The following is an 11,613-nucleotide window of genomic DNA, read 5'->3' as shown; positions in this document are numbered from 1 at the left end:
TAAAAAAACATTTTATATGAGGAATTATTAAAAAATATGAAAATTATCCATGCATAAGAACATTTTTTATGAAATTTTTCCCGGATGCTATTGTCAGAAGAATAAGAAAGTGATATAATACAAAAGATATTGGCATTTAAATCAAAAGGGCCGCCGGGGCGGCGCCGGATAAGGAAATTCTGTTTATCCCAATGAGAATCAACAATTTAATAGCATCCGACGGAATAAAAACATGAGAAAGGATCCATTTGAAGGAGGAAGAAGAATGATCGACAAGAAACGTTCGCTGTGGATTTACAACAAAATGAATGAAATCCGCAATTTCGAGCTGAAAGCTTTGGAGCTTTTTGAAGAGAACAAGCTGCGCGGCTCTGTCCATCTCTATATCGGCGAGGAGGCCGTTGCGGCAACCATCTGCTCGAGCCTGCGGGATGAGGACTATATTACCAGTACCCACCGTGGCCACGGCCACTGCATCGCCAAAGGCGCGGAGCTGGATAAAGCCATGGCCGAGCTTATGGGCAAGGCCACGGGCTATTGCCGGGGCCGGGGCGGCTCCATGCACATTGCCGATCTCACCAAGGGCAACCTGGGCGCCAACGGCATCGTGGGCGGCGGTCTTCCCATTGCCACGGGCGCGGCTCTCGCCAGCAAAATGCGGGGGCAGGATCGGGTGGCGGTCAGCTTTTTCGGCGACGGCGCCTCCAACGAAGGCACTTTCCATGAGAGCCTGAACCTGGCGTCCCTCTGGAAACTGCCCATCATCTTTGTCTGCGAAAACAACGGCTTTGGCATCTCCGTGCCGGCATGGCAGTCCACGTCTGTGGAAAATATCAGCGACCGGGCCCATGGATACAACATGCCGGGCGAAACCGTGGACGGCAACGACGTAAACGCCGTGGACGAGGCCTTCCAGCGCGCCCTCAAGCGGGCCAAGGCTGGCGAAGGCCCGACGCTCATCGAATGCAAAACGTATCGCTGGATGGGCCACTGGATCGGCGACCCGCAGCTCTACCGCACCCGCGAAGAGGTGGAGGCATGGAAGGAAAAGTGCCCCATCAAGCGGTATCGCGCCTATCTGCTGGAAAATGGCATTGCCAGCGAGGAAGAACTCGGCGAAATCGAAAGCCGGACCAAGGCGGCCGTGGATGCGGCGGCGGAATTCGCCATGAACAGCCCTGAGCCGGATCCGGCAGGCGTCCTGGAAGACGTATACTTTGAAGGTTAAGGAGGAAAAGCAATGAGCATCAAGACATATGCAATGGCAATTCGCGATACCATCGCTTCGGAAATGCGGCGGGACGAAAATGTGTTCTGCATGGGCGAGGATATCGAAACTGCGGGCGGCTCTTTCGGCTGCACCCGGGATTTATATAAGGAATTCGGCGTGGAGAGGGTGCGCAACACCCCCATTTCCGAGGCGGGCTTTGTCGGCGCGGGTGTCGGCGCAGCTAACGCGGGTATGCGCCCCATCGTGGAGCTCATGTATTGGGATTTTGCCTATGTGGCTATGGACCAGATTTTGAACCAGGCGGCGAAAATCCGCTATATGTTCGGCGGCAAGGCTAAGGTGCCGATGGTCATCCGCGGCCAGCAGGGCATCGGCAAGGGCAACGCAGCCCAGCACAGCCAGTGCCCCGAGGTGTTTTTCATGCATATCCCTGGCCTGAAGGTCGCCATGCCCTCCTGTGCGGAGGATGCGGCCGGCCTGCTGCGGACGGCGATCCGGGACGATAACCCGGTTGCCTTTATCGAGCATAAGGCCCTCTATTTCATCAAAGGCGAGGTGCCGGACGATCCGGAATTCATGATTCCCTTCGGCCAGGCCAAAATTCGCCGGGAGGGCAGCGACGTGACGATTGTCGCCACGCACCTGTTTGTCAACCGCTCGCTGGAAGCGGCGGAAAAGCTGGAAAAAGAGGGCATCTCCTGCGAGGTCATCGACCCGCGGACGATCGTTCCCTTCGATTATGATACCGTCATCAACTCCGTGAAAAAGACCGGCCGGCTGGTCGTTGCCCATGAGGCGCAGAAGACGGCGGGCATGGGCGCGCAGGTCGTGACCTATGTTCAGGAGCATGCCTTTAACTATATGGATGCCCCGGCGCAGGTGGTTGGCGCCAAGCCCTGCCCGGTTCCCTTTAACCTGGGGCTGGAGACGGCGGCGATTCCCACCGTGGACGATATCGTGGCGGCGGTGAAAAAGACGCTCTATAAATAAGGAGGAACACATGGCGCAGAAAATTATCATGCCCAAGCAGGGCCTCCAGATGACCGAGGGCACGATCATCAAGTGGCTGGTGGAAGAAGGCGGCCAGGTCAAAGAAGGCGATCAGCTTTTCGAGATGGAGACGGATAAGCTCACCATCACCATTGATTCCACAGCCACCGGGACGCTCCTCAAAATCGTCCATGGCGAGGGAGACGTGGTTCCCATCGCCGAGACGATCGCCATTGTGGGCGAAACGGGAGAGGATTTCAGCGATCTGCTTCCCGCGGGAGAATCAAAAGAAGAAGCCAAGGACGAAGCCCCTGCGGCGGCTCCTGCCAGGGAACCCGAGGCCCTTGCCATTGCCCATCAGGGCGGCGGCGAGCGCCGGTTTGTGACTCCCCGAGCCCGGATGCGCGCCGGGGAAAAGGGAATCAATATCGACGATGTCCCCGGTTCCGGCCCGGAAGGCCTGGTGATCGAGAAAGACGTCTTGAACTATGCGGCCTCCGCGCCCAAGGCGACGCCGCTGGCGAAAAAAATCGCGGCCCAGGAGGGCGTATCTCTGGCGGATATCCAGGGGACCGGCTCTCATGGCAAGATTCAGGCGGCGGATATCGCGGCAAAAATTGCGGCGCGCACCAGGGGTGCGGCCCGGGGCGAGCGGCTAATCCCGCTCACGGGTATGCGCAAGATTGTTGCCGAGCGGATGAAGGCCAGTCTGACGGATATGGCCCAGGCCAACCACCGCATGAATGTGGATATGACCGAGGCTGTCCGCATCCGCGAGCAGCTCAAGGCAAGCGGCGTCAAGGTGAGCTATAACGACATCATCATCCGCTGCGTCGCCAAAGCGCTCACGGAATTCCCCATGATGAATTCTTCCATGACCGACGATGGTATTGTCGTGAAGGAGTATGTCAACGTGGGGATGGCGGTGGCCGTGGAAAACGGGCTGATCGTTCCGGTCATCAAGGACGCAGACCTGATGACGCTCCAGGAGATTGGCGCCTGCTCGGGCGAGCTGGCGGCAAAAGCCAAGGAAAACCGCTTGAGCCCCGACGACTATACCGGCGGGACCTTCACGGTTTCCAACCTGGGCATGTTCGATGTGGATAGCTTCACGGCTGTCATCAATCCGCCCGAGGCGGGTATTCTGGCCGTGGGGAAAATCGACAAAACGCCGGTGGTGGTGAACGATGAAATCGTCATCCGTCCCATCATGACCTTGAGCCTGACTTATGACCACCGCGTGGTGGACGGCGCTCCGGCAGCCCAGTTCTTAAAGCGGATCAAGGAGCTTTTGCAGGCTCCGGCGCTGCTTCTGTAAGGCGGGGGACAGCATATGAAAGAATTTCAAGTGGCCGTCCTGGGCGGCGGCCCGGGAGGATATGAGGCGGCAATTCGCTGCTCGCAGCTGGGGCTGAAAACCGCGCTGATCGAGGCGCGCGAGCTGGGGGGGACCTGCCTGAACCGGGGCTGTATCCCCACCAAGGCCCTGCTCCACAGTGCGGAGCTTTTTGAAGAGGCAAAAAATGCCGCTGCCTTTGGCGTGAAGGCTGAAAACGTCTCCTTTGATTTTGCCGCCATGGCAAAGCACAAGGACGGCGTGGTTGCCCGTCTGCGCCGGGGCATTGAGGCCCTGGAAAAAGGCCATGGCGTGGAGGTGATCCGCGGCTTTGGCAAACTGACGGGCAAGAATACAATCGATATAAACGGCGAGACCGTTCGGGCGGAAAAGATCATTCTCGCTATGGGTTCCGCACCGGCCCGCCCGCCCATTCCGGGCATCGACGGGAAAAATGTCATGACCAGCGACGATATCCTGGCTATGGAGAGCTGTCCGGACAGCTTTGTCATCATCGGCGGCGGCGTTATCGGCATGGAATTTGCCACGCTGTTTGCCACTCTCGGTAAGCCGGTGACGGTGATTGAGATGATGCCCAGCATTCTGCCGGGAGTGGAAAAGGAGATCACGGATCTGCTGCTGGCGGGCTTGGGCAAAAAAGTGAAAGTAATTACCGGCGCGAAGGTGACCGCCATCGAGGGCGGAGACACCGTGACCGTTCGCTATGAGGAAAACGGAACGGCGCAGACAGCCCAGGGCGGCGCCTGCATCGTCAGCGTAGGCCGGCGGCCCATGACAAAGGATATGGGTTTGGAGGCGCTGGGAATCCGCATGAACCGCGGGTTTGTGGATGTAGACGACTTTCTGGAAACCAGCATTCCCGGCATCTATGCCATCGGCGATATTACCGGCAAAATTCAACTGGCTCATGTGGCCAGCGCCCAGGGGCTTGCTGCGGCGGCGAACTGCGCTGGCAAGCGGGAGCGCATGGCATATGATATTGTTCCGGCCTGCATCTATACATCTCCGGAAATTGCCTATGTGGGGATGACGGAGGAAAAGGCGAAAGCCGCGGGAAGGGAATTTGCTGTCGGCCGCTTTAACGTGGCGGGCAACGGCAGGGCCATGGTTATGGGCGCGGCATCTGGACTGGCAAAAATTCTGAGCGACGCCAAAACCGGGGAGATCCTGGGAGCGCAGCTTATGGCGCCCCGGGCGACGGATATGATTGCCGAGATCTGCGCCGCGATGAAATGCGAGGGCACCATTGAAGAATTGGCGGCAACGATTCATCCGCATCCCACGGTGAGCGAGGTTATCATGGAGGCGGCCCACGATGCCGAAGGCCTCTGCTGCCACGCCATGCCCAAGAGGAAATAGCAGCATTTCCGGCGAAAACAAAAAGAATAACAGTTTCATGGCGGAACGCAGGGGAAAGGGCGAGCTCTCTGCCTGCCATGAAAGACACAAGGGGGAAACCCGCAGAAACTTCTGCGGGTTTCTTTTTTTGCGATGAGGGAAAGGTTCCTCTTTCCAGTATAGATTCCGGCAGCCGTCTTTTCACAAACCGATTTGTGCGGCTGGCTGTTATTTGCAAAAAGGCGCCGGACAAGGCGGGGAAGAGCATGGCGCAGGCATGGATTTTGCTGTTTGCTTTAGAGATTCCGGGTGTTTTTATGGCTTGGGAAAGGAAACAGCGGCCGGAGAATTTTGATGGGATTCCAAAGCCCAGGAAAAACTGCCGCCGGAAATAAAAAAACCGTTTGACATCCTATGCGGAAAATGATATTATAATAAGGCTGAATGGGTAAGCGCCCAGAAAGGCAGATTGCGCTGTTAGCTAAGCTGGATATAGCGTTCGGCTACGGACCGAAAGGACGGGGGTTCGAATCCCTCACAGCGCGCCACGTCGGAGCAAGCTCCGCTTACAATACCCCATCTAAAGGATGGGGTATTTGTTTGCTTCGCTGCTCCTCCTCCTTTATGCACAAAGTCACGCTGCACCTTCGCTGTTCGATTGTAAACGCGCTCACTACGCTTCGGCTTGCTACCAACTTTTTGCGGGTCATCGTTAAAAAATCTATATTGTCAATGATAAGCACGTCACGGTGGATTCCGCGCTTTATAACCCGCTCGGGCAACCGGGCGGGTTTTCAAATTGCTTCATCACCGTTCCTCCTTCACAAAAAGTCACCCTTACTCCGCCTGCTCGCTGTGAAACGCCCTCGCGACAGCTTTTTACGGCTTGCCGGTGGAGATGTGCATTTTTGCCGTCTAGCATCTGTCGGAGGAACCCCCGCGGCTATGTATCCCACCCTAACAGATGGGATTTGATTTCTCCTGCCGGTTCCACGACATCGGATAAGGGCTTGTAACCGCGCCCTTTTATCGCTGATTTGGTTACGATCACTTTTCTGCGGGTGCGTTTTGTTATAATTCAGGAGTTCAAGTTTGGCAGGGTACTCCACGTCAGAACAGATGATGCTTGTTCTGATTTTTTATTTTGTAAAAAATCAGTCACCGCTGCACGGTTCCTTCTTATTCTCAAAAAAAGCACGTTTGCCGGGGTTGTTCGCTTGTCTGCGTTCTAGGGGATAAACGCGTTTGCGGCGAGTACATAGCAGTGGACTTTGCGGCAGTTATCCCACCTGAAAAATCAGATGGGATTTTTGCTGCTCTTATTAAGACGTTGCCTTGAAAAAGAGTACTTTGCACAAATCGCGAAGGAAAGCGGCTATTTACAAAAATCTAGCCTTTTTTTCACAAATTAGTCACATATATTGCTTAGACTTATAATGAGGTGAGTATGCTTTGGATATGAATTTCAGGAATACAGAAAAATTTCTGCCCTATCCTTTGAAATGCAAACAAATCATAGAAGAAGTGGAAAAGGTATTTCTCGGAAACCGGGAAGCCGTGCGCAAAGTGCTCATGACCCTGCTGGCAGGAGGGCATGTGCTGCTGGAGGATATCCCCGGCGTGGGGAAAACGACGCTGGCCACTGCCTTTTCCAAGGCTCTGGATCTGGAATGCAACCGGATTCAGTTCACGCCGGATATCATGCCCTCGGATGTGACGGGATTTACCATGCTGCGCCAGGATACGCGTACATTTGAATATAAGCCGGGGGCGGCGATGTGCAACCTGCTTCTGGCAGACGAGATCAACCGTGCGTCCGCCAGAAGTCAGTCCGCCCTTCTTGAAGCGATGGAGGAGAACGCCGTTACGGTCGACGGCGTGACGCATGCGCTGCCGCAGCCTTTTATGGTCATCGCCACACAAAACCCCTATGGTTCGTCGGGGACGCAGCTCCTCCCGGATTCCCAGACAGACAGGTTCATGATGTGCCTGTCCATCGGATATCCCAATGAAAAGGACGAGCTTGAGCTGCTGCGGCGCAAACACGGCAGGAATGGGACGGAGGCGATTGCCCGTGTCACCAATGCGGCCGGCGTTGCCCAGATGCGGCGGGAGGTTTCGGAGATCTATATTCATAAGAGCATTTATGCGTATATTCTGCATCTGGTGCGGGCGACAAGATCACACGAACTAATTGTCCGCGGGGCAAGCCCCCGGTGCAGCGTGGCGCTTGCCGCCCTTGCGCAGGCGGCGGCGTATATTTCTGGGCGGGATTTTGTGATCCCGGAAGATGTGCAGATGGTGTTTAAGGGATGCACGGCGCACCGGATCGTGCTGTCTCCCCAGGCGAAACAGCATACGTCGGCCGGGGAGATTCTTTTAGAAATACTGCGCACGGTCAAAGCGCCTGCCCTGAGGGAACGCTGATGGCGGGGCGCAGGGCGGCTTATCTGCTGTTTCTCGCGGCATCGTTTTTATATTATGTATTCTATACCTGGTATGTGTCCTGGATGCTGTTTCTCCTTGCCCTGCTGCTCCCTTTCCTGAGCATCGGGCTTACCCTTCTTCTGACACGGGGATGCCGTGCGGTTATGGCGTGTGACGTTACCCAGGCGGAGAGGGAGGAAGGATTTGATCTCCGATTCCGGGTGACGGTCAAAACGGGAGCTGTCCCCGCAGTTCGGATCCGGCTGCGTGCCGAAAATCTGTTCTCCGGCGAGGCCAGAAACTATAAAGTTCTCATAAAGCCGGGAAAAATGAAATCTCTGCATATGGAAGGGCGGCTTTGCGGCGTTGTGCGGTGTTCGGCTGTGCGTGTGCGCCGGATGGATCTTCTGGGGATTTTCTGGCTTCCCATGCCGCCGGTAAAAGCTGTGGAAGTCCTGCTCCTGCCGGAAAAAATACCGTTTGCCGGGGAACTGCGTCTGCCTGCCCCGGCGCCGGAACCTGCCGGCGCTTCTTCCGGCGGCAGCGGCCGGGGAGAATGGCTGGACGTGCGCGGCTATCGGGAGGGAGACCCCCTCCGGGAAATTCACTGGAAACTGAGCGCACGGACGGGGAAGCTGGTCGTGCGGGAATATGAAGGCGAACAGAGCGATATTCTGCATGCCGTTCTGGCGTGGCAGGGAACGGCAGAGGCGCTGGACCGTGCCCTGGGGCGGCTGCTGGGCGTTGCAGAAGCGGCGGAAAGAGATGGAATCCGCCTGCATATATTCTGGACATCGCAGGGAAGGGCGCAGAGGTTCCGGAACCGCGAAGAAATGGATGCGGCTCTTTGGCAGGCGCTGGGGCACACGCCGGAGCAGGCTGAACAATGGATGGAAAAAGGCCCCGAAGAATCCATGGCAGGATCCGGCAGGGTTATCCGGATAACGCCGGAAGCCGTTTTGCCCGCTGGGATAACGCAGCCCGGGGAGGTGTCCCGGTGAAGAAATGGAGTATAGATAAAGCGGCGGGTCTTTGCCTCGCTGCCATGGGCCTGGTGGGTGTTGTGGGCATTCTTCATGCCTGTTTTTCCATCCCACAAACGGCGGCGATGCTTGTGTCTGCCTGTCTTTTGTGCGGCGCGGCCTGTCTGGTATTCCTGCTGAAAAAACAGAAAAGACGCATATTGCTGCTGTGTCTGCTCTGCGCATGGGTGATTTTCGGGCTTGTGTGCTGGGAACAGCTCCGCGATGGGGCGATTCTTCTCGTCCGGCTCGTCACGCCGCATCTCATGCAGGTTCTGCGTTACGATACAACGGCGGTTCAGCTACCGGCTTCGGCCGTGCAAGGGTCCTATTTGTGGTTTGGGATATATGCTCTGATCCCCTATGCCTTTGGCATGGCGCATGCTGTTGCTGTGCGCAAAAGCGCGGTTTTGGGCCTCCTTTTGACGGTTCCGCCCTTTGCTTTTGGATATGCGGTCACAAACACGTCGCCGGATGTGTATATGGCGCTTTTGTTTGCCTTCTGGGCGGCGGTTCTCTTGCAGGCGCGGTTTCCCAAAGGGGAGAAAAAGCAGAGATTCCCGGTGCGGGCGGTGAGTCTGGCGGTGTGCGCCGCTGTTTTTGCCGCGCTGTTCGCCGTGTTTCCCCAGGAAAGCTATACGCCGTCCCTGCGGACGATCGCATTTCGGAACCAGATCAAGGAGACGGCGGCGGAAGTGGGATATGCCCTCAGCGGCGGCATGGGAAGCCCCATTGCCAATCCCAATGGGGAAACTTCACTGGATGCAGCCGGCAGCATTCTTTTGACGGACAATCCCGTTCTGCGCGTGCGGGCAGCCGAACCGCAGGATATCTATCTGCGGGGATATGCGGCTTCGGAATATACGGGGCATGCCTGGCTGCAGGCAGACCCTTCGGCTTTTGAAGAAAGCGGCGCCGGGATCGAACCGATGGAATATCTGGAGCAGGATGGCCGCGGCAGTGCATATTTTGAAGGGATACGCTCGCAGATCCGGGTGGAGCCGGTTCGGGCGGGCTCCCGCTGGCTGTTTTCTCCTTATCAGATTGCGCAGGTGCAGACGGAGGCCGAATGGGTGGGGGACGCCTATCTGGCGGCGGATGGACAAGAAAGCTATCTGTTTGAGGTTTATGGCGACGGTGAAGAAAAGTTTGTCATAACAGGCAATGGCTATGGAGCGTCTAACTGGCTGATGCGCAACATTTCGGATAATGGGAACAGGCAGGCGGGAACTCTGGAATTTGAAGGATATGAGATCCCCTATATCAGCACAGCCCAGGGGATCTGGATCATGGCCTTTCGGGCCGAGGAAGCACTTCCCGACGATGTGATCCAGCGCGCCTATGCTTATCTTACGGCCCTGCCGGACGACGAGGATGATCTCTCCCTGTTCTATCCCCAGGATAATGCCGACGCCGCATATCTGCGCTATATCAGAGAGGAATATACCCGGCTCCCGGACGGCCTGCAGGAGCAGCTTGCCGCCTGGTGGGAGGAACAGACGGGAATGGCGGCCAATGGGAACACGCCGTATTACAACTGGGCGGCTATGGCCGGCATGGTGGCAGACGTTGTGCGTGAGTCGGGAACCTATAGCACGAATCCGGGCCAACAGCCCGTCAACCGGGATTTTGTGGAATATTTCCTGACGGAGAGCAACAAGGGATATTGCGTCCATTTTGCCAGCGCGACGGTGGTCATGCTGCGGGCTTTGGGCGTTCCTGCGCGGTATGCAGAGGGATATGTCGTGCGGGAGAGCGATTTTGATGAAAGCGGAGTGGCCGAGGTCCCGGCGCGGCGCGCCCACGCCTGGGCCGAGATATGGGTTCCGGATTTCGGATGGGTTCCCGTGGAATCCACGCCGGGCGGTGATGCGGTTCCGCTGGGCTCTGCTGCATCCGCTGAAAATGGCGGAGCCGATGCACCTGGAACGGTGGAGGATGAGGGAGAAGATCCCGGGGAGGATGCAGAAACCCCGGAGGAGAGCGCCCAGGCCTCGGAGCCGGTGGATTTGGACCCGACAGCCGGATCGGGAGAGGGGGCCGGAGCGTTATGGTGGATTCTGCCGATATGTGCGGCCGCCGGCGTGGGAGCGTTGTTCCTGATCCCCGCTGCCCGCCGGGCAAAACGCTCCCGCATTCTGCAGCATGCGGACCGCAGGCAGGCGGTTCTCTGCCTATATGATTCTCTATGCGAGCTGTCCCTATATGATGGCGAAGCCGTCCCGCAGGCGGCGATGGAGCTTGCCCGGGGGGCCCGCTTCAGCAGGCACCCCATTGCTCCCCAAAAAGTGCGCTGGCTGGAAAATCAGACAAAAGAGAAACGGAAAAAAATCATGGCGGCCCTGTCTTGGCGCAGGAAACTGTCGCTGCTTTGGAAGGGGCTGTAATGTTGTCTGGCCAGTATGGAAAAAGCCGGAGGGAATGTTTGCGCCGTAAGTGCGTTTTATAACATCCATCTGTATCCGGAACTGAGATGCGGATGGGTGTTGGCAGGGGGATCAGCGGGAGCTGCGGAAACTTTCTTCCCCCAGACGGACAGGGCGAAACATTCCCCCCCTTGCTTAAAGTAACTGGCGAAATGTACCGACACAATTCCACATACCGGAAGAAAGCCGGAATTCTGCGGCAAAATGACAGGGCGGGCTGCTTTTCTGATCGCTCTGCGTTGGGAGATATCTATGGAATTTGGGCGCGAAATGCAGTATAATAAATGTATGGACGGAGCGGAAACAAGTTTCCGCGGTTTGGCGCTCCTTGACGGATATTGCCGCACGATGTATGGCAAAGCCACGGCATAATGAAAGCCAAAAGAGCCAAATCCGCAGAGACTGCCCTGCGGGTGCGTATCAGGCCGGAAGTATTTCGGCATACTATGGAAAAATGAGAAGCAACGGAGGAAAGCGCATGCTCAAGAATATCAAAAAATCCGAGATTTTGTCCCTGAAGGATGAAATTGCCTATCAGGAGGGGCAGGTTGTCAGCAAAACCCTGGCCCAGAATCCGGCGGTCAGCGTGACCCTCTTTGCCTTTGAAAAGGGCGAGGAGATCAGCACCCATGAGTCCGGCGGCGACGCGATGGTGACCGTGCTGGACGGCACGGGAAGAATCACCATTGACGGCAGGGAATTTGTCCTGCAGCAGGGCGAAAGCATCGTCATGCCAGCGAAAACGCCCCATGCGGTGTTTGGGGAAGAACGGTTCAAAATGCTCCTGACCGTAGTTTTCTAAACAAAAAAAGCAGCCTGGCG

8 protein-coding genes and 1 tRNA gene are annotated in these 11,613 nt (G+C 56.7%); all 9 read left to right on the top strand.

Features of this window, described 5'->3' with window-relative positions:
• The first annotated feature begins 265 nt into the window (after positions 1-265).
• On the top strand, positions 266-1,228 hold the full coding sequence (locus H8693_RS07245; RefSeq protein ID WP_249280430.1) for a thiamine pyrophosphate-dependent dehydrogenase E1 component subunit alpha: 963 nt from the start codon (positions 266-268) through the stop codon (positions 1,226-1,228).
• Positions 1,229-1,240: 12 nt separating this feature from the next.
• Entirely contained in the window at positions 1,241-2,221 is a 981-nt protein-coding gene (locus H8693_RS07240; protein ID WP_249280429.1) for an alpha-ketoacid dehydrogenase subunit beta, read from the top strand.
• A gap of 10 nt (positions 2,222-2,231) precedes the next feature.
• Positions 2,232-3,539, top strand: coding sequence for a dihydrolipoamide acetyltransferase family protein (locus H8693_RS07235; protein ID WP_249280428.1), 1,308 nt, complete (start codon positions 2,232-2,234; stop codon positions 3,537-3,539).
• 15 nt (positions 3,540-3,554) lie between these two features.
• Complete coding sequence (gene lpdA / locus H8693_RS07230; protein WP_249280427.1) at positions 3,555-4,937, top strand: dihydrolipoyl dehydrogenase; 1,383 nt, start codon at positions 3,555-3,557, stop codon at positions 4,935-4,937.
• A 450-nt stretch (positions 4,938-5,387) separates the two neighbouring features.
• A tRNA-Arg gene (locus tag H8693_RS07225) sits at positions 5,388-5,464 on the top strand.
• A gap of 910 nt (positions 5,465-6,374) precedes the next feature.
• The gene (locus tag H8693_RS07220) at positions 6,375-7,343 is read left to right on the top strand and encodes an AAA family ATPase (protein ID WP_249280426.1); all 969 of its coding nucleotides are present in this window, start codon (positions 6,375-6,377) and stop codon (positions 7,341-7,343) included.
• Positions 7,343-8,344, top strand: a complete 1,002-nt coding sequence (locus H8693_RS07215; protein ID WP_249280425.1) for a DUF58 domain-containing protein — start codon at positions 7,343-7,345, stop codon at positions 8,342-8,344. The genes H8693_RS07220 and H8693_RS07215 overlap by 1 nt, the downstream gene beginning before the upstream one ends.
• Positions 8,341-10,752, top strand: a complete 2,412-nt coding sequence (locus H8693_RS07210; protein WP_249280424.1) for a transglutaminase family protein — start codon at positions 8,341-8,343, stop codon at positions 10,750-10,752. The genes H8693_RS07215 and H8693_RS07210 overlap by 4 nt, the downstream gene beginning before the upstream one ends.
• A gap of 517 nt (positions 10,753-11,269) precedes the next feature.
• Positions 11,270-11,593, top strand: coding sequence for a cupin domain-containing protein (locus H8693_RS07205; protein ID WP_249280423.1), 324 nt, complete (start codon positions 11,270-11,272; stop codon positions 11,591-11,593).
• Positions 11,594-11,613 lie beyond the last annotated feature (20 nt).

The sequence above is a fragment of the Guopingia tenuis genome (assembly GCF_014384805.1).
GTDB lineage: Bacteria > Bacillota > Clostridia > Christensenellales > Christensenellaceae > Guopingia > Guopingia tenuis.
The sequence above is the reverse complement of the archived record's forward strand: the minus strand, read 5'-3'. Positions and strand labels throughout refer to the sequence as shown.

Bases quoted from the DNA above. Each gene is read 5' to 3' on its own strand.
- H8693_RS07245 (WP_249280430.1), top strand. From the start codon at position 266: ATGATCGACAAGAAACGTTCGCTGTGGATTTACAACAAAATGAATGAA.
- H8693_RS07240 (WP_249280429.1), top strand. From the start codon at position 1,241: ATGAGCATCAAGACATATGCAATGGCAATTCGCGATACCATCGCTTCG.
- H8693_RS07235 (WP_249280428.1), top strand. From the start codon at position 2,232: ATGGCGCAGAAAATTATCATGCCCAAGCAGGGCCTCCAGATGACCGAG.
- lpdA (WP_249280427.1), top strand. From the start codon at position 3,555: ATGAAAGAATTTCAAGTGGCCGTCCTGGGCGGCGGCCCGGGAGGATAT.
- H8693_RS07220 (WP_249280426.1), top strand. From the start codon at position 6,375: ATGAATTTCAGGAATACAGAAAAATTTCTGCCCTATCCTTTGAAATGC.
- H8693_RS07215 (WP_249280425.1), top strand. From the start codon at position 7,343: ATGGCGGGGCGCAGGGCGGCTTATCTGCTGTTTCTCGCGGCATCGTTT.
- H8693_RS07205 (WP_249280423.1), top strand. From the start codon at position 11,270: ATGCTCAAGAATATCAAAAAATCCGAGATTTTGTCCCTGAAGGATGAA.